The organism is Syntrophales bacterium (genome assembly GCA_026417625.1).
Lineage (GTDB): Bacteria > Desulfobacterota > Syntrophia > Syntrophales > UBA8958 > JAOACW01.
The window spans coordinates 163,529-188,525 of record JAOACW010000003.1 but is presented as its reverse complement, the minus strand read 5'-3'; the positions used below and the strand labels follow the sequence as shown (position 1 = coordinate 188,525).

The following is a 24,997-nucleotide window of genomic DNA, read 5'->3' as shown; positions in this document are numbered from 1 at the left end:
TAGGCATCAAACCCTGTACCCATTACAGTCCAAAGATTGAAAATTTCAGAGAAAAGGCCCTATCGTTGTGGCGATCCGCCACATCTATACCCAATGACCAACACTGCCTGGAATACATAATCCCGTAAATCTTCTCCACAGAGCGGTCGTTTAGATGGTCCCATCTTGCGGAGAAGTTGAAGTTAAGTTCTTTTGTCATAACCGCCTTAACAGAAAGGTTGGTTTGCTCAACCTTGTCTTTCGTGTACCGGTAGGAGATTTTTACAAGATCTCCTCTGTTATCCTGAACCGAAGCATCGTAATTCGCTTGAGATAAGTTTTTTTCATAAACATTAAAATTGTTCCTTGCAGAGAAAGAAACGTATTTAAAAGGATGGGCATCCATTTCCATTACTATCTCTCCAAAAGGCCGTTTAGGCTTCTCTTCTCCGTTATCCCGTTGCGCCTCTTTAACATCGTACGTCTGCGTTATTTTCAGTCGAAAAATCTCATCATATCGGAACCGATCTTTTCCATCGATTATCTTTGCATTCAATGTGTTTGATATCCCGTATTTTATTAAGTTCGTATTCTGAACACGCTCAACATAATCGGGAAGAGAAGTGCGTTGATGAAAATGCTGGGTGTACTCATAGGTCAACTCTGGTCTTATAACATGAAAAAGTTTCTTAATCTCCTTGCCATCAATATCGAATACCCTGCACATGTCTCTGTAAATAGAAATACCAGTGGAATACACCTCCCTCTCACCACTCCTTGAATTTTCCGACTTATCCGAGTCATCCCTACTCCATAACGAAGCTCTGAAACCCGCATACGCTATTGCACTGCCAATATCTCCCACATCAAAAGGTAGAGAAATCGTAGGATTGACATCCAGATAGTGTCCCTTCTGCCCCTTTTGTCTGTAAAAATAATCATACGTTACTGTGCCCTCACCGAATAAAAACGAAGAAAAAAGAGGGGTTTTCGACGCTGTTATCTTTACCTCAGGATAGCGTTGTAAAGTATTCTCATTGGAATTCGCCATGAGATTTTCCGTTCGTTTAATCAATATCGTTGAATTTACAAACGGATTTACCTTAACAAGTCGCACTGTAGAATCGATTAACCGCAAAGTCTCGTCAGCTAGAAAGGATATGTTTTTGAAGGGTTGCTGTTTATCTTTCGAGTAATTCTCCAAAAAGTAGTTGTACGACGAGAAATCACGGAAATAGAACGGGTCGGAAACTCGCACGACATCTACTCTCAACCCGAGGGAAGGGTCAAACTGCTGCTCGTGATGAAAATAAAAGGACCAACGCCTATGAGGATCTTGCCAATTCCTTGAAATATCTCCTACCTCCTCCTTCACCTTCTTTCTATCGTTCAAAAAATCTCCATAGATCACCCCTTTAACTGTTTCGGAAGGGGCATATCTGAACTCAAGCCCGGTTTGAAATCCCCGTTGACTCATATACCGGGGATAGAGTGTAGCATCTTTATCCTCCGATATTGCGAAAAAATATGGGACAGTAACGTCAAACCCCAGTTTATCACGGGAGTAAGAAAAACGCGGTAAGAGAAACCCTGACTGTCTTTTAGTTTTAACCGGGAACACTAAATATGGACTGTACAAAATGGGAATATCCGCCGCACAGAAAACCCCTTTCTTCAATATACCGTATCCCTCAAGGGTTACCTTCAATTCATCACCTTTCACCTTCCAATCAGGTTTTTCCCCGTCGCAAGTAGTCAGTTTAGGATTAATCACATGATACGTATCCCCTGAGAGTTTTTCAATCCTATCTCCCCGAACATAGACATGGGTACGCAACACAAACACCTTTCCATTTTCCACCACCCCTGTTTTCTCTTTGATATTCCACACAAGACTTTCACCCTCGAGGAAATCACCACCACTTTTAAAAACAACATTTCCCGATGCTTCCCCTCTGTTTGTTTGTAAATTAAGCTTTGCCTTATCCGCTGTTAACACAGCATCCTCATAGATGACCTTAACCTGCCCCTCTCCATAATATGTATCTGAATCCTGCTCGGACATAAGAACAAGAGCCTCAACCATAACCGGTACTCTATCCCCTTTTCCTACCTCAACAGGTTCCATGGGAAGGGGAGAAAGCACATAAAGAGGTAACTCTCCTTCGGGTGTAGGACGAACTTCCCTAAAAAGAGGAAAGTATCCTACTTTATTAATCAGCAGATTAAACGTGCCTTCCCGAAATACATGAATGGTGAAAAACCCCTCTGAATCTGTCTCGCTTGTGAGAGGTTGATCCTCAACAAGTAACAACTCCACACCAGCGAGTCCTTTACCTGAAGGATCAACAACACGACCCCTTACTTCACCCTTCTCAGCGGAGAGGATATTTCCGGGAAAAAACAGAAAAACTAAGAAGAACATTTGCAAAAAATATCTCTTCATGTTTCTCTAAGTATGCCACGCATCTTTCCTACAAGATAAAGAGACCCAGTTACGACAACTATGTCTTCAGGCGCAGCAACTTCTCTCACGACATTGAGGGCCTCCTCAGGGGTGCGTGTTAATTGAACCATGGGAAAAAGCAAACGAGCCGTCGATACCATCTCCTCAGGATCCCGGGCCCTTTCAACTTCCGGTTTCGTAAGCACTATACTTTTTGTCACAGTCCTAATAGACCTAAGCATTGCCTTGTAGTCTTTATCGGAAAGCACTCCAAACACCATGACTATATTCTTTTCCGGATAAGCTTTTTTTAAATAACGACAGAGTGCACGGATACCTGCAGGATTATGTGCTCCATCGAGAATGAAGGATAGATCAGTCTGGAATGATTCCAGTCTGCCCGGCCAAAAAGTCCCAATCAAACCTTCCCGTATTCCCCGTTCGCTAAGCACAAACCCCTCACGCTCAGCAAGAATCTCCAAGGCTCCTAAAGCGGTAACGGCATTTCTCACCTGATGATCCCCAGTTAGGGAACAGTACAAATTTTTGAAGCTTCTATGTAAACCCCAATAATGAAATGAACCATCTTTAAAGCACCGATACTTAAAGTCACGACCCACACGAAAAAAAGATGAATCCTTTTCTCTGCAAATCCTTTCGAAAATTTCCACCACCTGTCTCTGATTAGTAGATGTTACACAAACACCCCCTTGTTTGATTATACCCGCCTTCTCTCTCGCTATCTGAGCAATGGTTCGACCTAGAAATTCACGGTGTTCAGAAAATACATTCGATATAACTGAGACCAATGGATTCAACACATTGGTGGCATCAAAACGCCCTCCCATTCCTACCTCAACGACGGCAATGTCCACCTTTTCATGGAAAAAATGAACAAAAGCACAGGCGGTGAGAAATTCAAAGTAACTCAGACTTCTCTCTGAGTCAGCGTCACAAACAAGCTCAACGCATGCCGTAAAATCATCCTGAGAGATATCCTCACCGTTGATCTTTATACGTTCCCGAATATCTTCCAGATGAGGGGATGTATACAACCCCACTTGATATCCTTCCTGCCGTAAAACTGAAGTCATTAGCGAGGCGATGGACCCCTTGCCATTTGTACCACCAATTAAAACGGAGGGAAAACCCTCCTGAGGATTTCCCAGCCTTGCCAATACTTGCATCAACTCGGAGAGACCTAGATGAATACCTTTCCTCTCAAGACGATCCAGATAAGCAAGCGCTCCCCTGTAATCCATTTCTCTTAACACAAAAAAGCCATGGGCCCTATCACTGCTGGATCCATGGCCAAAATCAACCATCAACTCTTACAGATTAATCCGGAATTACTTTGAATACTTCATCCCCGGGACGGACTCGATCTGACACCTTTATTCCCACATAATCTCCCACTACTGCCTTTTCCACTTTAGCGTTGTTTATTTCCATCGACTCGATCTTCAGTGTGAAATCCGTTGTATGTCCTGTTATTTTTATTGTATCCCCGAGACTTAGTTCACCCTCTGTGATCTTGACAGCTGCAACACTTGGTTTTGCAAAAAACTTTACAACCTCACCTACCTTCTGTTCAGCCATAATCCAACCTCCTCATTGGAGTTACACTTTCAACGCGAATTTACTCTCTTTTCCGGAAAAACTCAAGAATAAAAAAAGGCCGACTTAAAACGTCGGCCTCCCTCTGAAAAAATTTTCTCTATTTAGTCACGGGGGTCTTTTTCTTAATCTTCTTCTCGGCACCTTCCTGAATGAATTCCACAATTGATATTGGAGCGTTGTCCCCCCGACGGTATCCAAGCTTCACAACGCGGGTATAACCACCAGCCCGATCCTTATACCTCACTGCCAGTTCTTCAAAAAGTTTCTTCACAGCTCTTTTATTACGCACGTATGACAGTGCAATCCTCCTCGCGTGAAGATCTCCCCGCTTACCTAGAGTAACCATACGATCTGCAATCCGGCGCAATTCTTTAGCCTTCGCATCTGTTGTCTTTATCCGTTCCGTCATTAACAGAGATGTTACCATATTACGGAACATCGCTATTCTATGACTCGTCGTTCTCCCCAGCTTGCATGTCGCCTTTAAGTGTCGCATAAAAAATACCTCTCTTCCAAAACGTTCAAGTAGATCTCATTATTTTCACCCTTCCCCTTGAGATTTCGTGTTCCAGGGAGGGAAGTCAAGTTTCATACCTAAACTGAGTCCTTGTTCTGCAAGAACCTCTTTGATTTCATTAAGAGATTTGCGCCCAAAATTCTTCGTCTTCAACATATCCGCCTCTGTTTTTTGGACCAACTCACCTATGAGATTGATGCCTGCATTCTTCAGGCAATTCGCAGACCTCACCGATAACTCTAGATCATCAACATGTCTCAACAGTATCTCATTTAACGCACTAATTGTATCCACTTTGGGTTTGACCTCCTCTTCTGCCTCCTCCCCAACATCAACATGAGTAAAGTTTACAAATATCTCCAGTTGATCCTTCAATATTTTCGCAGCATACGATACAGCCTCCTCCGGCTTAATACTCCCATCGGTCCACACCTCAAGGACGAGGCGGTCGTAATCAGTTATCTGGCCTACACGGGCATATGTAACCGTATAATTAACCTTCTTGATGGGCGAAAAAAGGGCATCTATATTTATAGTACCTTCTGGCTGGTCAGGGTCCCTTTCCCGCTTTGCCGGCACATATCCCCTCTCCATGCGAACCTGCATCTCCGCCCTAAGCACTCCATGAGCGGAAAGAGTCGCAATGTGGTGATCGGGATTTAAGATCTCCACCGTAGGATCAGCAATAATATCCCCCGCCTTCACCTCTCCTTCGCGGGCCACATCCAGCCTCAACGTCCTCGGTCCACCCTGATGTAGTTTTATACGCACACCCTTAAGGTTAAGGATTATGTCGGTTATGTCTTCTTTAACGCCTGGCAAATAAGTAAATTCATGAAGCGCCCCATCAAAACGAACTGATACTATAGCAGCACCAGGTATGGAGGAGAGGAGTATTCTTCTTAGAGCATTTCCCAGCGTTATACCCATTCCTCGCTCCAGGGGCTGACAAACAAATTCCCCGTAAAACCGTGTGCGTGTGCTCTCATTAATTTCTATGCGTTTAGGTCGTATCAAACTACGCCAATTTCTCTGCATATTCTAATTTTCCTCTGATTTGCTAAAAATTTACTTTGAATAGAACTCTACGACAAGCTGCTCCTTAACGGGCATTGTCAAATCTTCACGAGTGGGCAACGATCTAACATACCCCCGGAAATTATCTCTGTCCAACTCCAACCAATGAGGAATACCTCTTCGTTCAACTGCCTCCATAGCTTCACTAATTCTGGCGATAGACCTGCTCCGCTCACGTACCTGTATTTCATCACCCACCTTAATTAGGTATGATGGAATATTAACCTTCTTGCCATTGACCAGGAAATGGTTATGTCTCACCAACTGTCGTGCCTCCCTCCTGGAAGTGGCAAAACCCAAACGAAACACTATGTTGTCGAGCCTACGCTCCAAAAGGAGTAAAAGATTCGTTCCCGTTATACCTTTCTGGCGATCAGCTTCCTCAAAATATCTCCGGAATTGCCTTTCCTGCAAACCGTAAATTCTCTTCAGCTTTTGCTTTTCCCTGAGCTGGACTCCGTAATCAGACAATTTCCTTCTTACGTGCCCATGATCACCGGGAACATAATCCCGTCGCTCAAATGAGCATTTGTCTGTATAGCAACGCTCACCTTTCAAGAAGAGTTTTAAACCCTCTCTACGACAAATCCTACAAACTGGACCACGATAACTTGCCAAAAAATCGCCTCCTTACGTTTTGTTATATGTTAAACCCGTCTACGTTTAGGGGGACGACAACCATCGTGCGGTATGGGTGTCACATCCCTTATTAGCGTGATTGTTAACCCTGCAGCCTGCAGAGCCCGCAGAGCTGACTCCCTGCCGGCACCAGGACCTTTTATATAAACCTGAACACTGCGCATACCATGTTCTTTTGCTTTTTTCACTGCATCTTCTGCTGCCATCTGCGCTGCAAATGGGGTTCCCTTCCTCGAACCCTTGAACCCCTGAACACCAGCAGATGACCATGCTATAACATTACCACTTAAATCGGTAATTGTAACTATTGTATTGTTAAACGTGGACTGTATGTGGGCAATACCCTCCGGCACATTTTTCCTCTCCTTCTTTTTACCCGTCCTGCTAACCCTTTTTGCCATTCATTCCTCCTAACCGATCTACTTCTTACGACCAATCGCCCTTCTGGGTCCCTTTCTCGTCCTAGCGTTGGTATGGGTTCTCTGACCCCTTACGGGAAGACCTCTTCTATGACGCAACCCGCGGTAACATCCCATGTCCATAAGCCTCTTTATAGACATAGCCACTTCTCTGCGCAGATCACCCTCCACTTTATGCTTCTTGTCAATAATATCCCTTATGGTAGAGATCTCTTCATCCGTCAGATCATCCGTTTTTTTATCAAAACTCACCCCAGCCTCAGTGAGAATCTGCCGAGCTTTGGAACGTCCAATACCATAAATATACGTAAGAGCTATTTCCATCCTCTTGTTTTTGGGCAAATCAACCCCCGCAATCCTGGCCACTTTTTACCTCCCTATGTTCAAACAAAGATCTTATTATCCCTGACGCTGTTTATGCTTTGGGTTTTCACAGATGACCCGCAATACCCCTTTTCTTTTTATAATCTTACACTTATCACATATCTTCTTCACAGATGCCCTGACCTTCATAACACTCTTCCTCAGCTATTTACTCTCTCTGTAGACAATTCTCCCTCTTGTCAAATCATATGGCGAGAGCTCAACGATCACTTTATCACCAGGCAAAATTTTAATATAATGCATTCTCATCTTCCCAGAAATGTGGGCAAGTACCCTATGGCCATTGGGAAGTTCAACACGAAACATTGCATTCGGTAAAGGCTCAATTACCGTGCCTTCTACTTCAATAGGTGCTTCTTTCGGCATAAAAACTTACTCTTCCAATAATCAGCATTTACTCAAAATGACAGGTCCATTTTCTGTAATGGCAATGGTATGCTCAAAATGAGCCGATAGTTTGCCATCGGCGGTAACCACAGTCCAACCGTCGGGCAACACCTTTACATGATACGTACCCGCATTCACCATTGGCTCAATCGCAAATACCATACCCGCTTTTAGCAGTATGCCCCTACCCCTTGTGCCATGGTTTGGTATCTGCGGATCCTCATGCATACTACGACCTATCCCATGCCCTACAAATTCCCTTACCACAGAAAATCCTGCACTCTCCACATGTTCCTGGATGGCCGCAGATATATCTCCCAATCGATTTCCAACTCTTGCCTCTTCTATACCAATATACAGCGCTTCCTCCGTCACTTTGATCAAGCGAGAAGCCTCTTCAGATATTGTCCCCACCCCCACAGTAATAGCAGCATCGCCATAATATCCTCGATAGAGAATTCCGAAATCAAGACTAACTATATCCCCACTGGTTAGCACACGAGACGAAGGCAAACCGTGGACAACTTCTTCATTAACAGATACACACAGCGAAAATGGATAACCACGATATCCCTTAAAAGCTGGTTTTGCCCCTTTTTTTACCGCCAACTCCTCAGAAATACGATCCAGTTCCCTTGTCTGAATTCCCTCAACTACCATTCCTCTAAGTTCCTGCAGGATTTCCGCCACTATTATATTACTAGCCCTAATTTTCTCTATTTCGTCTGGCTGCCTAAGAAAAATCATAGCTCCCGTTACTCTCGGCAACCATTACCGTCTTCTTGCAATTTTTCCTTTTTTCATAAAGCCTTCATATTGCCTAGCCAGAAGATGAGTTTCTATCTGTGCCGCTGTATCCAATGCAACACCCACAACAATCAGAAGAGCAGTACCCCCAAAATAAAATGGTACATTAAAGTAACTTATAAGAATACTCGGCAAAACACAAATAGCGGAAACGTAGATAGCTCCACTGAATGTTAACCGCGAAAGAACAGTGTCAATGTATTCCGCAGTTTTCCTCCCCGGTCTGATCCCTGGCACATAACCTCCGTATTTTCTCATGTTATCCGCTACATCTACAGGGTTAAAAACAACAGCGGTGTAAAAATAACAGAAGAAAATGATAAAAATAACATAAAGAACTTCATAAATCAATCGCCCCGGAACCAGAACATCGGCTACTCCTTTCATCCATGGATGAGGAATAAAATTAGCGATGGTTGCAGGGAACATTATTATAGACGAGGCAAAGATAGGTGGTATCACCCCCGCGGTGTTTATCTTCAACGGTAAATGCGTAGTCTGACCACCATAAATTCGCCGTCCCACAATACGTTTAGCATACTGCACCGGAATTCTCCTCTGAGCTCCCTCAACAAATACTATAATACCCACCACAGCGACCATCATGATAGAAAGAATCAAAATAAAGAATATACCCATTTCTCCTGCGGAGAGTAACCTAAATGTATTGAATATGGCTTCCGGTGCCCTAGACACAATACCAGCAAATATAATCAAAGATATTCCGTTTCCTATACCTCTCTCTGTTATCTGCTCTCCTAACCACATTAAAAACGCCGTCCCTGCTGCGAGGGTAATCATCGTCATAAAGCGGAAACTCCATCCCCCTTCGATTACAATGGGTGCACCCGTCGGTCCTGCCATATTCTCCATTCCCACAGCTATTCCGAAACCCTGAATAAGACTCAGAATCACTGTACCATATCTTGTGTACTGAGTAATTTTCCTCCGCCCTAGCTCTCCCTCTTTGGACAGCTGTTCCAAATAAGGAACCGCTATGGTTAGCAACTGCAGAATAATGGAAGCACTTATGTATGGCATTATACCCAGAGCAAACACTGATAGATTACTCAGTGCTCCCCCAGCAAACATGTCGAATAACCCGAGGAGCGATCCCCGTGCCTGATCAAAATACGCTGCTAACGCATGGGCATCTATACCAGGTGTAGGTATGTGGGCACCGATACGGTACACCACTAACAACAAAAAGGTCATCAATATCCGTTTTTGAAGTTCGGGAATCTTCGGTATATTGGATACGCCGTCCAGCAATGTTCCTCACCTTACTCCACGGTACCGCCAGCAGACTCTATCTTTCGACGAGCACCTTCGCTTACATGTTGCAATCTCACTTTTAGCGGAACCTTAACTTCACCCCGGCCAAGGAGTTTTATAACGTCTCCTTTTTTACTGACAATTCCCTTTGCCCTCAGGGAGTTTTCATCCACTACACTGTGTGCCTCAAAATCTTTCAACTGTTCAAGATTCACTATAAGGATCTTCTTGCGGAACGGATTGCGAAAACCTCTCTTAGGTACTCGCCGAACGAGAGGCATCTGACCACCTTCAAATCCAGGGGAAACACCCCCACCTGATCGCGCATTTTGACCCTTATGTCCACGACAAGCTGTTCCCCCATGGCCAGAGCCATCCCCTCTACCGACACGTTTCTTCTTCTTTTTGGCACCCAAGGGACATCTCAATGAAGAAAGATCCATATCCTTATTCCTCAACCCTTTCAACTTTAACAAGATGGGCAACCTTCTCCGCCATACCCCGTATCTCAGGTGTATCAGGCAGGACAACTGACCGCTCTCTGCGTAACAAACCTAATCCCCGAAGAATCCTCCTCTGTTTCTCCGGTCTACCAATATAACTTCTTATAAGAGTTATCCTAATTTTACTCACCCTCTCGTCCCCCCTTAGTCGAGACTCGTTGTCTTCTTTAAACCACGCAGCATCGCAACCTCGTCGGGATCCCTCAATTTCATAAGACCATCTAGTGTTGCCTTCACCAGATTGTGGGGGTTATGAGAACCAAGACACTTAGTAAGAACATTTTGAATCCCAGCAGCTTCAAGTACAGCCCGCACCGCACCACCTGCTATCAAGCCCGTGCCTTCCGAGGCAGGTTTCAAAAGAACTTTACCAGCTCCCCATTCACCGATTATCTCATGAGGAATTGTACGGTTCACTATCGCAACTTTCCGCATACTCCTCTTGGCCTTTTCCATACCCTTGCGAATAGCCTCCGGTACCTCATGAGCTTTACCCAAACCAATTCCAACCGAACCCTTACCATCGCCCACCACAACGACTGCACTGAAACGGAATCTGCGACCTCCCTTCACAACCTTCGCAGTCCTCTTTATGGCGATCACCCTATCGATCAGTATGCTCTCTTCAAAGTCTCTTATTTCCATTGTCAGAACCACACCTCAAAATTTAAGCCCTCCTTGTCGTGCTCCCTCAGCTAAGGCCTTTACTCTTCCGTGATACTTAAAACGACCTCTGTCAAAAACCACCTTTTCAATACCCCGTGCCAATAACTTCTCCGCTACCAGGCGTCCCACTTCCCTCGCCGCTTCAGTTTTCTTCAAACCCACAATCCTATCCCTCAACTCCTTGCTGAGGGTGGAAGCCGCGGCAAGTGTATTGCCTATATCATCCGCAATAGCCTGAACATAAATATGTTTCGCACTCCGAAAAACAGATAATCTTGGACGCAAAACAGTTCCCCGTATTTTACTTCTAACTCGCGCTTCTCTCTTTTCTCTAATCTTTCTAACCTTTTCCAACCTTTTCGTTGCCAACCTTACACCCTCTTTTTAAAAAATTACCTCGAGCCCGCAGTTTTTCCTGCCTTGCGTATTATCTTTTCACCTACATACTTTATACCCTTACCTTTGTAAGGCTCAGGCTCCTTAAAAGCCCGTATTTCTGCAGCTACACGCCCAACCAGCTCCTTGTCAATCCCCGAGACGACAATATTTACCTGTCTATCAATACGAATACTAATTCCCTCGGGGATCCGGTACTCAATAGGATGGGAATAACCCAGGCTCAACTTCAACACACCTTGCCCCAGTTCAGCTCTGTACCCCACCCCTGAAATTTCCAAAGCCTTCTCATAACCCACAGTCACTCCGGTAACCATATTTGCAATCAAGGTTCTAGCTAGCCCGTGTAGCGCCTTTCCCTTCCTGTCCGAGGTGACACATTCCACCACAAGTTTGTTATCCTCCTGTCTAACTTCTATGCCACGGGGAATATTATAGTGCAAAGTACCTTTAGGCCCCGCTACCTTTATACATCCATTCTGTCTAGTAACTTGAACTCCCGGTGGTAACTCAATTGGTTTTTTACCAATTCTGGACATATCAAATTTCCTCCATCACCAAACCTGGCATAAGAGCTCACCACCTACGCGTGCCTTTCTAGCCTCATCATCGGTCAAAATCCCTTTGGATGTAGACAATATAGCTATGCCTAAGCCGTTCATGACCCTCGGAATCTCATCACATCTCACGTAGATTCTTCTACCAGGTTTGCTTATGCGCTTCAGACCACTGATAACCTGCTTTTTACCATTATAGTACCTGAGATATATCCTAAGCATCTCGTGTTTCTTTTCGTCCAGGCATTTTTCATAACCGTCAATGAAACCACTACGTTTCAGAGCATCAGCAATTGAACAATTCATTCTCGACATTTGCACATCCACACTCTTAAAAAACGCCCGATTCGCATTGCGAATTCTTGTCAACATATCCGCGATAGGATCAGTAACTGCCATACGTAAACCCCCACTTAATCACCAACTAGCCTTAATTACCCCAGGTATTTCACCTTTTAGTGCACGTTGCCTAAGACAAATTCGACACATCTTAAACTTCCTGTAGTAAGCCCGAGGTCTTCCACACAAAGGACATCTATTATAAGCTCGAACCGAAAACTTAGGTTTTCTCTTTGCCTTTGCTATCAATGATTTTTTCGCCACAGTTTAAAGCCTCCCCTCACAAAAGAGATGCTCACATGCCTCTGAAAGGCATACCCAACAGACGGAGTAACTCTCGTGCCTCCTCGTCTGTTTTAGCCGTAGTAACAACCACTATATTCATACCCCTGATTTTGTCGACCTTATCATAGTCAATTTCTGGGAAAATTATCTGCTCCCTGATTCCCATTGCGAAACTACCTCTCCCATCAAAGGAACGAGGAGAAATACCCCTGAAGTCCCTAACCCGTGGCAGACTAAAGTTAACAAGACGGTCGAAAAATTCATACATCCTGTCGCGCCTCAATGTAACACAGCATCCAATTGACATACCTTTCCGAAGCTTAAAAGTTGATATCGATTTTTTGGCTTTCGTAATGATCGGCTTTTGCCCAGTTATACTTGCCAATTCTTGAGATGCTATGTCCAGCACCTTAGGATTTTGGATTGCCTCACCTAACCCCATGTTGATCACTATTTTCTCCAAACGAGGAACCTCCATGGGGTTCTTATAACCAAACTTTTTTATAAGAGCTGGAACCACTTCTCTTCTGTAATACTCTTTTAATCTCGCCATTGCTCAAGCCTATGTATCCAAAACTTCGTTACATTTTTTACAGATACGAACCTTTTTGCCGTCCTCCAGTACCTTATACCCTATACGAACTCCTGTATTACACTTACTACACAAGTAGGCCACATTCGACAGGTGAATAGATGCCTCCTTCTCCAAAATCCCGCCTTTTCCATGAACATCCGGACGTTTGTGCTTCTTAACAATATTTACCTTTTCCACTATCACTCGGCACTTCTCCGGTATCACCTTTAGAATTTTTCCCGTTTTACCCTTTTCCTTACCAGCGAGAACCTTCACCATATCCCCTTTCTTCAACTTTGTCACACGCATCTCATATCACCTCTGGAGCTAAAGAAACTATCTTCATAAATTGCTTGGCCCTAAGCTCCCGCGCCACCGGTCCAAAAATCCTCGTACCAATTGGATCCAATTGATTCGATATCAATACCGCGGAATTATCGTCAAACTTGAGATAAGTACCATCAGCACGGCGAACTTCCTTAACTGTGCGTACCACAACTGCTTTCATTACATCACCCTTTTTTACCTTCGAATTAGGAAGCGCCTCCTTAACTGATACCACGATAACATCTCCCACACGAGCATATCTTCTCCTGGTCCCACCAAGCACCTTAATACACATTACCTTCGTGGCACCAGAATTATCAGCAACGTTGAGAATAGTCTGCATTTGAATCATAGGAACCTCACCTCACTTTTACTTCGCTTTTTCGAGAATAGCACGGAGTCGCCAACGTTTCTCTTTACTTAAGGGTCGCGATTCCACAATGAGCACCCTATCCCCAATGTTACACTCATTTTTCTCATCATGGGCCTTATACTTCTTATAACGTCGAACGTATTTATGAAATACAGGGTGCTTCGTAAGCCGTTCAACTTTCACCACAATGGTCTTATCCATCTTGTTGCTAACAACCACACCCTGCAATGTTTTTCGCTTACCCCTTGTTTCCACGCTCTACTTTATCCCCCTTTCCCGTAACACCGTTTTGATCCGCGCAATATCCCGACGGATCTTGCCAATGAGGGCCGGAGAGGTAAGTTGACCAGTGTGTTTACGTAAACGAAGTCTGAATAACTCTTCCCTGAGCTCCCGTTCTTTGCGCTGGAGCTCATCGTTAGCGAGTTCCCTCAACTCATCAGCCTTCATCGGACAAACCTCTCGTCATGAAACGAGTTTTAATCGGCAGTTTATGAGACGCCAAGCGTAAAGCCTCCTGTGCGACATCCTTAGGCACCCCTTTAACCTCATAAAGAACGGTTCCTGGTCTCACTACAGCCACCCAACCCTCAGGAGAACCCTTTCCTTTACCCATACGGGTTTCCGCAGGTTTTCTTGTGATTGGCTTGTGAGGAAATATTCTAATCCACACCTTTCCACCCCTCTTCATGTGCCGGGTTATCGCAATACGGGCCGCCTCTATCTGCTGAGATGTGATCCATCCGCATTCTAACGCCTGAAGACCATACTCACCAAAGGCAATAGTACTACCACGAATGGCTTTTCCTCCCATTCGACCCCGCTGTACTTTCCTATACTTAACCCTTTTTGGAGCCAACATAGCTAAATTCCTCGCTAACGCTGTTTAATTACTGCTTCAGCCCTTGAAGGCAACACTTCCCCGTGGAAAATCCAAACTTTAACCCCAATTTGTCCGTATGTTGTCCTCGCTTCCGCAAATCCGTAATCGATATCCGCTCTCAAAGTATGAAGAGGTACGCGTCCTTCCCGATACCACTCCGACCGAGCGATTTCCGCACCACCAAGTCGCCCCGAACAACAGATCTTTATACCTTTAGCACCGAATTTAAGCGCAGCGCTTACACACTTCTTCATTGCCCTTCGAAACGAGATTCGCCGTTCCAACTGCATGGCTACGTTCTCTGCCACCAACTGTGCATCTACTTCAGGTTTTCTAACTTCCAATATGTTAATTATAATTTCGCTTTGGCTTATCCTTTCCAATTCCTTTTTTATTCTTTCAATCTCCGCACCTTTCCTTCCAATTATGATACCCGGACGAGCAGTATATATGTTTACCTTAGCCTTATTGGCAGCCCTCTCTATTTCAATCCTAGAAATACCAGCATGATAGAGTTTTTGTTTCAGATGAGACCTTATCCTAATATCCTCGTGCAGCAAATCAGCATAATTTCGTTCCGCATACCACAACGACTGCCATCGTTTTATAAAACCCAATCGAAAACCAATGGGATGAACCTTCTGACCCAACCTCTCACCTCCGCTGTTATTGCAACTCGTCCAACACTATTGTGATGTGACTTGTCCTCTTTCTAATAGCCACTGCCCTTCCAAGAGCCCTAGCTCTCCATCTTTTAAGAGTAGGACCTTGATCAACATAAGCCTCCTTAACAAACAGTATATCCTTGTCTATGTTAGGGTTCTGCTTAGCATTAGAAACAGCAGAATTTAACAGTTTCTTTATAATCGGTGCTACCCGTTTTCTGGTAAAGGTAAGTATCCGCTGGGCCTCCTCAACCCGCTTACCCCTAATCAAGTCTATCACGAGTCGCGCCTTTTGTGGCGAAACCCTAACATATCGCGCAACTGCCCTCGCTTCCATCACTATCAACTCCCCTTTACCCGAAACTATCTATTTCCGAACCTTTGATTTTTTATCTCCCGCATGCCCATAAAAGGTCCTCGTAGGTGCAAATTCCCCTAGCTTATGCCCAACCATATTTTCTGTCACAAAAACAGGTATAAATTTTTTTCCATTATGCACGGCAAAAGTATAACCTATCATTTCAGGCACGATTGTCGATCTTCTCGACCAGGTCTTAATTACCGCTTTACTCCCAGACGTTTCCATTTTGCGAATTTTCTCCAAAAGTTTAGGATCAACGTAAGGGCCTTTTTTAACCGAACGTGCCACGTTTTATCTCCTTCTCTTTACAATGTACTTATCAGACAATTTTTTCCTTCTTGTCTTGTAACCCTTCGTAGGAACTCCCCATGGAGTACAAGGATGTCGACCACCAGAAGTTTTACCCTCACCCCCACCCATGGGATGGTCCACCGGGTTCATCGCTACTCCGCGGACTCTAGGTCTTATACCCAACCATCGACTTCTACCGGCCTTCCCGATACTCACGTTTTCGTGTTCAACGTTCCCAACTTGACCTATTGTAGCCCGACATTCCAGAAGCACTTTTCGAACCTCTCCCGATGGCAAACGCACCTGAGCGTATCTACCCTCTTTTGCCAGCAGTTGCCCAAACGAACCTGCTGATCTTATAAGCTGACCACCTTTACCAGGTCTCAACTCAACATTATGTATAAGAGTTCCCAGTGGGATGTTTTTAAGTGGCAAGGCATTGCCGGGTTTTATATCAACATTCTCGCCGCTTTCGACTACATCTCCCACCTGAAGCTTGTCAGGAGCAATTATATATCTTTTTTCCCCGTCTACGTAATTGAGAAGGGCAATTCTACAACTCCGGTTCGGGTCATACTCAATACTGGCCACTCTTGCCGGAATACTCACCTTATCCCTTTTAAAGTCTATAACCCTGTAAAGCCTTTTATGACCGCCACCCATATGACGACAAGTCATACGCCCGTAGTTGTTTCTTCCTCCTGTTTTGGGAAGCGGCCTCAGCAGACTCTTCTCCGGCTCACTTTTTGTAATCTCTTCAAAATCAGAACAGGTTTGAAAACGCCTTCCTGGCGACGTTGGCTTATACGCTTTAATACCCATATGCTAAAACCCCTTCACACAACTTCAACACTCAAACACCTTCGAATATCTCTATACGATTACCTGGAGCAAGGGTAACTATTGCTTTTTTCCAGGATCGCCTTTCGCCTACAATTCTTCCCAGTCTTTTTTTCTTACCCTGGTAATTCATAGTGTGCACATCGACCACCTTAACCTTAAACAACTTTTCTACAGCTCTTGCGATCTCTATCTTATTCGCCCGGCGATCCACTTCAAAAACGTACTTATTTTCCTCATCTTTTTGGATAGTACTTTTCTCAGTCACAACCACTCTTTTTATAACATCATGAATTTCCATTACTTCTGCAACACCCCTTCCACAATCTTCACTGCAGGTTCCAGAAAAACAACGTGATCAAATTTTAAAAGATCATATACATTCAAACCCTCAGCCCTTAACATTTTCACATTTCTTAAGTTTCTTGAGGACTTATCAAGAACTGGACGATCTCCATCAACAACGATTAGTGCCTTATCAAGACCAAACCTATCTATAACTTCTCTGAACTTGCGGGTCTTAATCTCATCCAATGGAAAATCATCCAGAATTATCATGCGATCTTCTTTAAATTTCATACTTAATGCGGAAATCAATGCCAACCGCCTCACCTTTTTGGGAACTCTATAGGAATAATCCCTGGGTTTGGGCCCAAACACTGTACCACCATGCCTCCACAATGGAGAACGAATCGTTCCGACTCGGGCTCTTCCCGTACCTTTCTGCCTCCACGGTTTTCTCCCCCCACCGGAGACCTCTCCCCGCTCCTTTGTTGAAGCTGTCCCTTTTCGCTTGCATGCCTGTTGCATCTTCACAACTTCATAAATAACTGCCTCATTAATCTCAGCCCCGAATATCTGATCGCTGAGCTCTATGTCCTTTACCTTTTCGTGGTTTATGTTGTATACCGGCGCAACTGGCATAGTACTATACCTCAAAACTTTATGATGACCTTCTCTTCACCGATTCCCTTATCAACAGAATACCGCGGGGCGCTCCAGGCACAGCTCCTTTGACAAGCAGAACATTATCCTCCGGTCTGACAGCCACTACCCGTAAATTTTGCACCGTCCTTCTCTCACAACCCATATGCCCTGGAAGTCTTTTGCCAGGAAAAACCCTGGATGGAAAAGAACTGGATCCAATGGAACCCGGTGCCCGGTGAAACATGGATCCATGGGATGCCCTACCGCCTCGGAACCCATGACGTTTAACACCACCGGCAAATCCCCTTCCCTTTGATATACCCGTCACATCAACGTACTCACCGGGTCTAAATATATCAACACGAATTTCAGAACCAACCTCGTACCCAGATACATCACACCTTATCTCCCTGAGGTACCTGAAGTAACCCTTCCCCACTTTGTCAAAATGACCAATCTGTGGTTTTGTCAGGACCTTCTTCTTCACCCTCTCATACCCCAGCTGTAGAGCATCGTAACCATCCTTTTCTTTGGTCTTTATTTGAATAACCACAGAAGGCTCCACCTCAATAACAGTGACGGGAATAGCGGTGCCTTCCTCATCAAATATCTGCGTCATCCCCAGTTTTCTACCTATCAATCCTTTTCCCATATCCCTTACCAAAGTCAAAAAAGTAGGAGATGGTTCTCGAATAACTCATCCATCTCCCACCAACGCAAGACCTATAACTTAATCTCTACATCCACGCCCGCAGCCAAATCCAGCTTCATCAGGGCGTCTATTGTGGCCTGTGTTGGTTCGATAATATCGATAAGCCTCTTGTGAGTCCGTATCTCAAACTGCTCCCGCGACTTTTTGTCCACATGTGGCGAACGATTCACACAGAATCTATTGATCTCCGTTGGCAGGGGCACAGGTCCTGCCACACGGGCACCCGTTTGCCTCGCTGTCTCCACAATCTCCTGCACCGAACGATCCAACAATTTATGATCGTACGCCTTTAGTCTTATTCTTATCCTCTGATCCTTCATCTGAGACATACTCTCTCAATCAAGAATCTTACTAACCACACCTGCACCAACTGTTCTACCACCCTCTCTAATTGCAAACCTGAGCTGCTCTTCCATTGCAATGGGTGTTATTAGCTCTATCTCTAATTCCACATTATCACCAGGCATTACCATCTCCACACCTTCCGGCAATCGAACGACACCTGTGACGTCAGTTGTTCTGAAGTAAAACTGAGGTCGATACCCGGTAAAGAAAGGCGTATGACGCCCCCCTTCCTCCTTAGTCAACACGTAGACTTGCGCCTTAAATTTCGTATGGGGTGTAATGGAACCCGGCTTTGCAACCACCTGACCTCTTTCTACTTCTTCCCTTTTGGTACCCCTCAAAAGGACTCCTATATCGTCTCCAGCCCGTCCCTCATCGAGAGTTTTCCGGAACATTTCCACACCGGTGCATACCGTCTTGAAAGTAGGCCGGAAACCTACAACCTCTACTTCATCGCCTACTCTAATGGTACCTCTTTCCACCCTACCAGTCACCACCGTACCTCTTCCGGAAATACTAAAAACATCACCGATGGGCATGAGGAATGGTTTGTCCAACACTCTCACAGGCTCAGGAATGTAATTATCTATTGCATCTAAAAGTTCCCAAATACATTTCGCCTCTTCAGAATCAGGATCATCGGATTCCAAAGCCTTCAGCGCAGAACCTCTAATTATAGGAATCTCGTCACCCGGAAATTCATACTTGCTCAACAACTCCCGGAGTTCCAATTCCACAAGATCAAGAAGTTCCGGATCATCCACAAGATCAATTTTATTCAAAAAAACTACAATATAAGGTACCTGCACCTGCCGCGCAAGAAGAATATGCTCCCTTGTCTGAGGCATCGGTCCATCAGATGCTGCTACAACTAGAATAGCTCCATCCATATGGGCGGCCCCAGAAATCATGTTTTTGATGTAGTCGGCATGGCCAGGACAATCAACGTGAGCGTAATGCCGTTTGGCCGTCTCGTATTCCACGTGACAAATATTAATCGTCACACCCCGCTCTTTCTCTTCCGGAGCGTTGTCAATGGAATCAAAGGGCCGATACTCGGCAAGTCCCTTCTTAGACAAATGTTTTGTAATCGCACTTGTTAACGTTGTCTTTCCGTGGTCCACATGGCCAATTGTACCGACATTCACATGCGGTTTCGTTCTTTCAAATTTTTTCTTAGCCATTTCTAAGTTCCTCCTTCTTCATCTCTAACAAAAATTTCTTACTGAGTTATTTACCTTGACCCTTTGTTCCTCGACCGTAAATTTTAAAATCTAAAATGCGCAAATGCTTTATTGGCCTCCGCCATTTTGTGCACATTTTCTCTTTTCTTAATAGCCGCTCCCCGTCCATTCGCTGCATCCAAAAGTTCCGCTGCCAATTTCTCAATCATGCTTTTCTCAGATCTCTCACGGGCACTATGAATGATCCAACGTATACTCAACGAAAGCCTTCTATTGGAAGGTACTTCCGTGGGAACCTGATACGTGGCACCCCCCACTCTCCTCGATTTTACCTCGATCAAAGGCTTCACATTCTCTATAGCCCTTTCGAAAACCTGAAGCGGAGGTTCCTTAGCCCTCTTCTCCAGGAGCTCAAACGCCCCATAAAGGATCTTCTCTGCTATACTCTTTTTCCCATCCCTCATCAAACAGTTTATAAATTTCGCCACAAGCTTGCTCTTAAACTTTGGGTCAGGCGCTATATCTCTTTTGACAACCACTCTTTTCCTAGGCATGACTCCTACACCCTTACATCACCTTGGCTTCTTGGTACCGTATTTTGACCTACCCTGCCTCCTATCTTGAACCCCAACAGCATCAAGTGCTCCCCTAATTATATGATACCTCACTCCCGGAAGATCCTTTACCCTACCACCGCGTACCAGCACAACAGAATGTTCCTGTAGATTATGGCCAATACCGGGTATGTAGGCCGTAACTTCATATCCACTCGTCAGACGCACCCTAGCTACCTTACGTAACGCCGAGTTAGGCTTCTTCGGAGTCGTTGTGTAAACCCGCACACACACCCCTCGACGCTGCGGACACCCTGCGAGAGCCGGTGTGGTAGACTTCTTAACAACCTTTGTGCGCCCCTTACGAACCAACTGATTTATTGTAGGCATCTACTAATCTCCACTCGTAATTCTATCTGCAGCAATGAAAATGCCAGCGACATGGAAATGTGGATTACTATCAGCTTGTGGTTTCCATGTCAAGAATTTTCTCATGTAAAGTAATATCCTCTTTACTTCCTTGTTCTTCGCTACCTTCCTTAACAAGGATACCCAATTTCCTGTACATTGGTAACCCCGTCCCTGCAGGTATGAGTCGACCCATGATCACATTTTCCTTTAACCCTCGGAGATAATCCGTTTTCCCTGCAAGCGCTGCCTCTGTCAAAACCCTTGTGGTTTCCTGGAAAGAAGCAGCTGCAATAAAGCTCTGAGTAGACAGTGAGGCCTTCGTTATTCCCATTAAAATGGGTTTCCCAATTGCAGGTCTTCCACCCTGTTTTATTACCCTCTCATTCTCCTCCTGGAAACGGTGTTTCTCCACCTCTTCTTCCGCTATAAATGTTGTATCCCCTGGATCAACTATCTTTACTCGTCGCAACATCTGACGAACTATGATCTCCATATGTTTATCGTTGATCTTTACACCCTGCAATCTGTAAACCTCCTGTACCTCATCCACTAGATAACGGGCCAGCTCTTTTTCACCTTTTATTGCCAAAAGGTCATGAGGATTGAACACACCATCCATGAGGGGTTCGCCTTCCTGTACCCGGTCACCTTCCTGAACACTCACATGCTTACCTTTGGGGATAAGGTATTCTTTTGGTTCCCCACTGTCAGGTGTTATGATTATCTTTCTTTTACCCTTCACATCTTTTCCATATGACACAACACCCTTGATCTCGCTTATCACTGCGTACTCCTTAGGTTTCCGCGCTTCAAAAAGTTCCGCAACCCTAGGCAAACCTCCTGTTATGTCTTTGGTTTTCGTCGTCTCTCTGGGTATCTTGGCAATGATATCGCCGGCACTCACAACATCCCCTTCGGAAACCACAATGTTGGCACCCACCGGCAACATATACCTGGCAAAGGCATTCGTTCCTGGAACCTTAGCCGTCCTACCTCTCTTATCCTTTATTGAAATGCGTGGGCGAAGATCCGTCCCCTTAAAGTCAATGATAACCTTTCGGGACAAACCTGTAACCTCATCCACCTGTTCCTGCACTGTTTTTCCATCAATAATATCCCCAAATTTAACCACACCTTCCACCTCAGCAAGAATCGGTATGGAGAACGGATCCCATTCGGCTATGAGTGTAGGTTGCCTTTCCTCGCCAGTCTTAGGATCTCTACCTGGACCAGTAACGTAGTCACCCTCTCTCACCTTAAGATGAGCACCATAGGGAACAGGGTACTTACCACGACTGCGCCCTTCTTCATCAAGCACATGGATCTCGCCATTCCGATTCATAACTACGAGATCTCCCGTTCTAGATATAACAGTGGACAGATTAACGAATTTTATAGTTCCATCGTGACGCGCCTGAAGTGTGGAATGTTCTTCAAATCTCGCCGTACCACCAATATGGAATGTTCTCATAGTCAGCTGCGTACCAGGCTCTCCAATAGATTGGGCTGCTATGATCCCCACTGCTTCGCCGATATTCACCAGACGTCCATGGGCAAGATCACGGCCATAACACATGGCGCATACACCGTATTTAGACTTACACGTCAGTACAGATCTAATTGCCACTTTTTCAATACCCGCTTTATCAATCCGTTCCGCTAATGTCTCATCGATCTCCTGGTTTGCACGAACAATAACCTCCCCTGTGAATGGGTCCTTTATATCCTCCAGTGCCACACGTCCAAGAACGCGTTCTCCTGCAGTTTCAATTATTTCTCCACCCTCTATCAGTGCTGAAACGTATATCCCATCAATCGTACCGCAGTCCATTTCAGTTACGATGCAATCCTGGGCCACATCCACAAGGCGACGTGTTAGATAACCTGAATTGGCCGTTTTTAAAGCAGTATCGGCAAGTCCCTTCCTCGCACCATGGGTGGAGATAAAGTACTGGAGAACCGTTAAACCCTCCCTGAAGTTCGCCGTAATGGGCGTTTCAATAATCTCCCCAGATGGTTTAGCCATCAATCCGCGCATGCCCGCCAGCTGGCGAATCTGAACAGCAGAGCCTCTGGCACCGGAATTAGCCATCATGTAGATCGGGTTGAAGCTCTCCAACCTCTTCTTTTCTCCTGAAGGTGTAGTCACCACTGTAGCCTCTATACCTGCCATCATCTCCGCAGCAATCCTCTCAGTTGCTTGAGCCCAGATGTCAATTACCTTGTTATACCTCTCACCGTCCGTTATCAAACCTTCCAGGTACTGCTTCTGAACCTTCATTACCTCCTTATTGGCCTTTTCCAGAATTTCCTTCTTGCTCTCAGGAATGACCATATTATGGATAGCAATGGACGCCCCGGATATAGTAGCGTACTTGAAACCAAGATCCTTCAACCTGTCCGCTGTGATCACCGTCGTTTTTGCCCCACAGTGTCTGTAACAGTAGTCAATGAGATTTGCCAACTCCTTCTTCGTCATCACCTTATTTATATAGTCGAATGGCACCTCTGGCGGAACTATCTCAGAGAGAATAACGCGACCTGCGGTGGTTTGTTTCCTCTCGCCATTGATTCGAACGGTGATCCGAGCATGAATATCTACCTCTCCGTTGTCCACAGCACTTCTTACTTCTTCGGGCGAGGCAAAAACCATACCCTCACCCTTTACACCTGTCTTCTCCCTGGTTAGGTAGTATATACCCAGCACTATATCCTGATTGGGCAGTATTATGGGCTTCCCATGTGCGGGAGAGAGAATATTGTTAGTTGACATCATAAGAATCCGAGCTTCCGCCTGCGCTTCAAGAGAGAGAGGTATGTGTACAGCCATCTGGTCCCCGTCAAAGTCAGCATTGTAAGCTGTACAAACAAGAGGATGCAACTGGATGGCCTTCCCCTCAATAAGAACAGGTTCAAACGCCTGGATCCCCAATCTGTGCAAAGTCGGTGCCCTGTTAAGTAAAACGGGAAACTCTTTCACAACCTCATCCAAAGCATCCCATACCTCTGAGGTTTCCCTTTCCACCATCTTCTTGGCGCTCTTGACGGTCGTCACGTAACCTTTATCGATTAGGCGATTGTAAATAAAAGGCTTGAAGAGTTCCAAAGCTATCTTTTTCGGCAAACCGCATTGATGAAGTCTCAGATCAGGACCCACAGTTATAACAGAACGCCCAGAATAGTCCACACGTTTACCCAGCAAATTTTGACGGAAACGACCCTGCTTGCCCTTAAGCATATCCGAAAGAGATCTGAGCGGCCTCTTGTTGGTTCCTGTCACCGCACGCCCCCTGCGGCCGTTGTCAAAAAGCACATCCACAGCCTCCTGCAACATCCGTTTCTCATTCCTTATAATTATCTCCGGTGCATTGAGCTCTATAAGCCTCTTAAGTCGGTTATTCCTGTTTATAACACGGCGGTAGAGATCATTGAGATCGGACGTGGCAAACCGGCCCCCATCCAGTGGCACAAGAGGTCTGAGGTCTGGAGGAATTACAGGCAGTACTGTCAAAATCATCCATTCCGGTTTGTTTCCCGATTTACGTAAGGCCTCAATTACTTTAAGACGCTTGATGAGTTTCTTCTTTTTCGCATCCGAAACGGCATTTTTAATTTCCTCTCTCAGTTCTGCGTCCAATTTCTCAAGATCTACCTGCTCCAAAAGTTTGCGAATCGCCTCCGCACCAATACCTGCTTCAAAAGCATCCTCTCCATACTTCTCCTTCAGCTCATTCAACTCCTCATCGGAGATCAAAGCCATTTTCTGCAACGGCGTATACTTCGGATCGATGATAATCCACGACTCAAAATAGAGAACCCTTTCCAGCTCCTTCAAAGTCAAATCGAGAACCGCTCCTATTCTACTCGGTATACTCTTCAGGAACCAGATATGAGCCACCGGTGCAGCCAGTTTTATGTGCCCCATTCGCTCTCGACGAACCTTCGACTGTGTAACTTCAACACCACACTTTTCACAGATTACACCTCGGTGCTTCATCCGTTTGTAACGGCCACACAGGCATTCGTAATCTTTTACAGGTCCGAATATCTTTGCACAAAACAGCCCATCCCTTTCAGGTTTGAACGTTCTGTAATTTATCGTCTCTGGTTTTTTCACCTCACCGTTAGTATTCGGCCTTGCGGACCAAGCCAGTATCTTCTCCGGCGAGGCTATAGATATTCTAATTGCGTTGAATCTTATGGGATTTTTTGGTTTTTCAAAATAAGAGTATATATCTTCCACGGTTTCCTCCC

The 24,997-nt window shown here is 45.1% G+C and carries 37 protein-coding genes; all 37 read right to left on the bottom strand.

What is annotated here, in order from left to right; genetic code table 11:
- Positions 1-22: 22 nt before the first annotated feature.
- A complete protein-coding gene (gene lptD / locus N2317_03735) occupies positions 23-2,404 on the bottom strand; it encodes an LPS assembly protein LptD (GenBank protein MCX7816608.1) in 2,382 nt (793 codons plus the stop codon).
- Positions 2,405-2,421: 17 nt separating this feature from the next.
- Positions 2,422-3,750 carry a bifunctional folylpolyglutamate synthase/dihydrofolate synthase gene (locus tag N2317_03730; protein MCX7816607.1) on the bottom strand — a complete coding sequence of 443 codons (1,329 nt, stop codon included), beginning with the start codon at positions 3,748-3,750 and terminating at the stop codon, positions 2,422-2,424.
- 13 nt (positions 3,751-3,763) lie between these two features.
- Positions 3,764-4,024, bottom strand: coding sequence for an EF-Tu/IF-2/RF-3 family GTPase (locus N2317_03725; protein ID MCX7816606.1), 261 nt, complete (start codon positions 4,022-4,024; stop codon positions 3,764-3,766).
- Positions 4,025-4,142: 118 nt separating this feature from the next.
- Positions 4,143-4,541, bottom strand: coding sequence for a 50S ribosomal protein L17 (gene rplQ, locus N2317_03720; protein MCX7816605.1), 399 nt, complete (start codon positions 4,539-4,541; stop codon positions 4,143-4,145).
- A gap of 45 nt (positions 4,542-4,586) precedes the next feature.
- Positions 4,587-5,600, bottom strand: coding sequence for a DNA-directed RNA polymerase subunit alpha (locus tag N2317_03715; protein ID MCX7816604.1), 1,014 nt, complete (start codon positions 5,598-5,600; stop codon positions 4,587-4,589).
- Between the two features lie 30 nt (positions 5,601-5,630).
- A complete protein-coding gene (gene rpsD / locus N2317_03710) occupies positions 5,631-6,257 on the bottom strand; it encodes a 30S ribosomal protein S4 (GenBank protein MCX7816603.1) in 627 nt (208 codons plus the stop codon).
- Positions 6,258-6,286: 29 nt separating this feature from the next.
- A complete protein-coding gene (gene rpsK / locus N2317_03705; GenBank protein MCX7816602.1) occupies positions 6,287-6,679 on the bottom strand; it encodes a 30S ribosomal protein S11 in 393 nt (130 codons plus the stop codon).
- Between the two features lie 18 nt (positions 6,680-6,697).
- Complete coding sequence (gene rpsM, locus N2317_03700; GenBank protein ID MCX7816601.1) at positions 6,698-7,063, bottom strand: 30S ribosomal protein S13; 366 nt, start codon at positions 7,061-7,063, stop codon at positions 6,698-6,700.
- A 33-nt stretch (positions 7,064-7,096) separates the two neighbouring features.
- Complete coding sequence (gene rpmJ, locus N2317_03695) at positions 7,097-7,210, bottom strand: 50S ribosomal protein L36 (protein MCX7816600.1); 114 nt, start codon at positions 7,208-7,210, stop codon at positions 7,097-7,099.
- A 15-nt stretch (positions 7,211-7,225) separates the two neighbouring features.
- The gene (infA, locus tag N2317_03690; protein ID MCX7816599.1) at positions 7,226-7,447 is read right to left on the bottom strand and encodes a translation initiation factor IF-1; all 222 of its coding nucleotides are present in this window, start codon (positions 7,445-7,447) and stop codon (positions 7,226-7,228) included.
- Positions 7,448-7,468: 21 nt separating this feature from the next.
- Positions 7,469-8,236 (bottom strand): type I methionyl aminopeptidase, encoded by a 768-nt coding sequence (gene map, locus N2317_03685; protein MCX7816598.1) that lies wholly within the window; start codon positions 8,234-8,236, stop codon positions 7,469-7,471.
- A gap of 3 nt (positions 8,237-8,239) precedes the next feature.
- Positions 8,240-9,490 carry a preprotein translocase subunit SecY gene (gene secY, locus N2317_03680; protein ID MCX7816597.1) on the bottom strand — a complete coding sequence of 417 codons (1,251 nt, stop codon included), beginning with the start codon at positions 9,488-9,490 and terminating at the stop codon, positions 8,240-8,242.
- A 68-nt stretch (positions 9,491-9,558) separates the two neighbouring features.
- Entirely contained in the window at positions 9,559-9,993 is a 435-nt protein-coding gene (rplO, locus tag N2317_03675) for a 50S ribosomal protein L15 (protein MCX7816596.1), read from the bottom strand.
- A gap of 4 nt (positions 9,994-9,997) precedes the next feature.
- Entirely contained in the window at positions 9,998-10,183 is a 186-nt protein-coding gene (gene rpmD / locus N2317_03670; protein ID MCX7816595.1) for a 50S ribosomal protein L30, read from the bottom strand.
- A gap of 14 nt (positions 10,184-10,197) precedes the next feature.
- Positions 10,198-10,698 carry a 30S ribosomal protein S5 gene (rpsE, locus tag N2317_03665; protein ID MCX7816594.1) on the bottom strand — a complete coding sequence of 167 codons (501 nt, stop codon included), beginning with the start codon at positions 10,696-10,698 and terminating at the stop codon, positions 10,198-10,200.
- Between the two features lie 15 nt (positions 10,699-10,713).
- Positions 10,714-11,088, bottom strand: a complete 375-nt coding sequence (gene rplR / locus N2317_03660; GenBank protein ID MCX7816593.1) for a 50S ribosomal protein L18 — start codon at positions 11,086-11,088, stop codon at positions 10,714-10,716.
- Positions 11,089-11,111: 23 nt separating this feature from the next.
- On the bottom strand, positions 11,112-11,654 hold the full coding sequence (gene rplF / locus N2317_03655; protein MCX7816592.1) for a 50S ribosomal protein L6: 543 nt from the start codon (positions 11,652-11,654) through the stop codon (positions 11,112-11,114).
- A 15-nt stretch (positions 11,655-11,669) separates the two neighbouring features.
- On the bottom strand, positions 11,670-12,071 hold the full coding sequence (rpsH, locus tag N2317_03650; protein ID MCX7816591.1) for a 30S ribosomal protein S8: 402 nt from the start codon (positions 12,069-12,071) through the stop codon (positions 11,670-11,672).
- A gap of 18 nt (positions 12,072-12,089) precedes the next feature.
- The gene (locus tag N2317_03645) at positions 12,090-12,275 is read right to left on the bottom strand and encodes a type Z 30S ribosomal protein S14 (GenBank protein MCX7816590.1); all 186 of its coding nucleotides are present in this window, start codon (positions 12,273-12,275) and stop codon (positions 12,090-12,092) included.
- Positions 12,276-12,306: 31 nt separating this feature from the next.
- A complete protein-coding gene (gene rplE / locus N2317_03640; protein ID MCX7816589.1) occupies positions 12,307-12,849 on the bottom strand; it encodes a 50S ribosomal protein L5 in 543 nt (180 codons plus the stop codon).
- Between the two features lie 9 nt (positions 12,850-12,858).
- Positions 12,859-13,179 carry a 50S ribosomal protein L24 gene (gene rplX, locus N2317_03635; GenBank protein MCX7816588.1) on the bottom strand — a complete coding sequence of 107 codons (321 nt, stop codon included), beginning with the start codon at positions 13,177-13,179 and terminating at the stop codon, positions 12,859-12,861.
- A gap of 1 nt (position 13,180) precedes the next feature.
- Positions 13,181-13,549, bottom strand: coding sequence for a 50S ribosomal protein L14 (rplN, locus tag N2317_03630; protein ID MCX7816587.1), 369 nt, complete (start codon positions 13,547-13,549; stop codon positions 13,181-13,183).
- 18 nt (positions 13,550-13,567) lie between these two features.
- Positions 13,568-13,825, bottom strand: a complete 258-nt coding sequence (gene rpsQ / locus N2317_03625; protein ID MCX7816586.1) for a 30S ribosomal protein S17 — start codon at positions 13,823-13,825, stop codon at positions 13,568-13,570.
- A gap of 3 nt (positions 13,826-13,828) precedes the next feature.
- Positions 13,829-14,020 (bottom strand): 50S ribosomal protein L29, encoded by a 192-nt coding sequence (rpmC, locus tag N2317_03620; protein MCX7816585.1) that lies wholly within the window; start codon positions 14,018-14,020, stop codon positions 13,829-13,831.
- Positions 14,010-14,432 carry a 50S ribosomal protein L16 gene (gene rplP / locus N2317_03615; protein ID MCX7816584.1) on the bottom strand — a complete coding sequence of 141 codons (423 nt, stop codon included), beginning with the start codon at positions 14,430-14,432 and terminating at the stop codon, positions 14,010-14,012. Before rplP ends, rpmC begins: the two co-directional genes overlap by 11 nt.
- A gap of 14 nt (positions 14,433-14,446) precedes the next feature.
- Positions 14,447-15,103 (bottom strand): 30S ribosomal protein S3, encoded by a 657-nt coding sequence (rpsC, locus tag N2317_03610; GenBank protein MCX7816583.1) that lies wholly within the window; start codon positions 15,101-15,103, stop codon positions 14,447-14,449.
- A gap of 16 nt (positions 15,104-15,119) precedes the next feature.
- A complete protein-coding gene (rplV, locus tag N2317_03605; GenBank protein ID MCX7816582.1) occupies positions 15,120-15,455 on the bottom strand; it encodes a 50S ribosomal protein L22 in 336 nt (111 codons plus the stop codon).
- Between the two features lie 30 nt (positions 15,456-15,485).
- Positions 15,486-15,767, bottom strand: a complete 282-nt coding sequence (gene rpsS, locus N2317_03600) for a 30S ribosomal protein S19 (GenBank protein ID MCX7816581.1) — start codon at positions 15,765-15,767, stop codon at positions 15,486-15,488.
- 3 nt (positions 15,768-15,770) lie between these two features.
- Positions 15,771-16,592: a 50S ribosomal protein L2 gene (gene rplB, locus N2317_03595; GenBank protein MCX7816580.1), complete on the bottom strand. Its 822-nt coding sequence runs from the start codon at positions 16,590-16,592 to the stop codon at positions 15,771-15,773.
- A 31-nt stretch (positions 16,593-16,623) separates the two neighbouring features.
- Positions 16,624-16,911: a 50S ribosomal protein L23 gene (gene rplW, locus N2317_03590; protein MCX7816579.1), complete on the bottom strand. Its 288-nt coding sequence runs from the start codon at positions 16,909-16,911 to the stop codon at positions 16,624-16,626.
- Positions 16,911-17,534, bottom strand: a complete 624-nt coding sequence (gene rplD, locus N2317_03585) for a 50S ribosomal protein L4 (protein ID MCX7816578.1) — start codon at positions 17,532-17,534, stop codon at positions 16,911-16,913. The genes rplW and rplD overlap by 1 nt, the downstream gene beginning before the upstream one ends.
- 19 nt (positions 17,535-17,553) lie before the next feature.
- A complete protein-coding gene (rplC, locus tag N2317_03580) occupies positions 17,554-18,189 on the bottom strand; it encodes a 50S ribosomal protein L3 (protein ID MCX7816577.1) in 636 nt (211 codons plus the stop codon).
- A 71-nt stretch (positions 18,190-18,260) separates the two neighbouring features.
- Positions 18,261-18,569: a 30S ribosomal protein S10 gene (gene rpsJ, locus N2317_03575; GenBank protein MCX7816576.1), complete on the bottom strand. Its 309-nt coding sequence runs from the start codon at positions 18,567-18,569 to the stop codon at positions 18,261-18,263.
- Between the two features lie 15 nt (positions 18,570-18,584).
- Complete coding sequence (tuf, locus tag N2317_03570; GenBank protein MCX7816575.1) at positions 18,585-19,778, bottom strand: elongation factor Tu; 1,194 nt, start codon at positions 19,776-19,778, stop codon at positions 18,585-18,587.
- 83 nt (positions 19,779-19,861) lie between these two features.
- Positions 19,862-20,332 carry a 30S ribosomal protein S7 gene (rpsG, locus tag N2317_03565; GenBank protein MCX7816574.1) on the bottom strand — a complete coding sequence of 157 codons (471 nt, stop codon included), beginning with the start codon at positions 20,330-20,332 and terminating at the stop codon, positions 19,862-19,864.
- Positions 20,333-20,350: 18 nt separating this feature from the next.
- On the bottom strand, positions 20,351-20,722 hold the full coding sequence (rpsL, locus tag N2317_03560; protein MCX7816573.1) for a 30S ribosomal protein S12: 372 nt from the start codon (positions 20,720-20,722) through the stop codon (positions 20,351-20,353).
- A gap of 70 nt (positions 20,723-20,792) precedes the next feature.
- Complete coding sequence (rpoC, locus tag N2317_03555; protein ID MCX7816572.1) at positions 20,793-24,986, bottom strand: DNA-directed RNA polymerase subunit beta'; 4,194 nt, start codon at positions 24,984-24,986, stop codon at positions 20,793-20,795.
- Between the last annotated feature and the right edge of the window lie 11 nt (positions 24,987-24,997).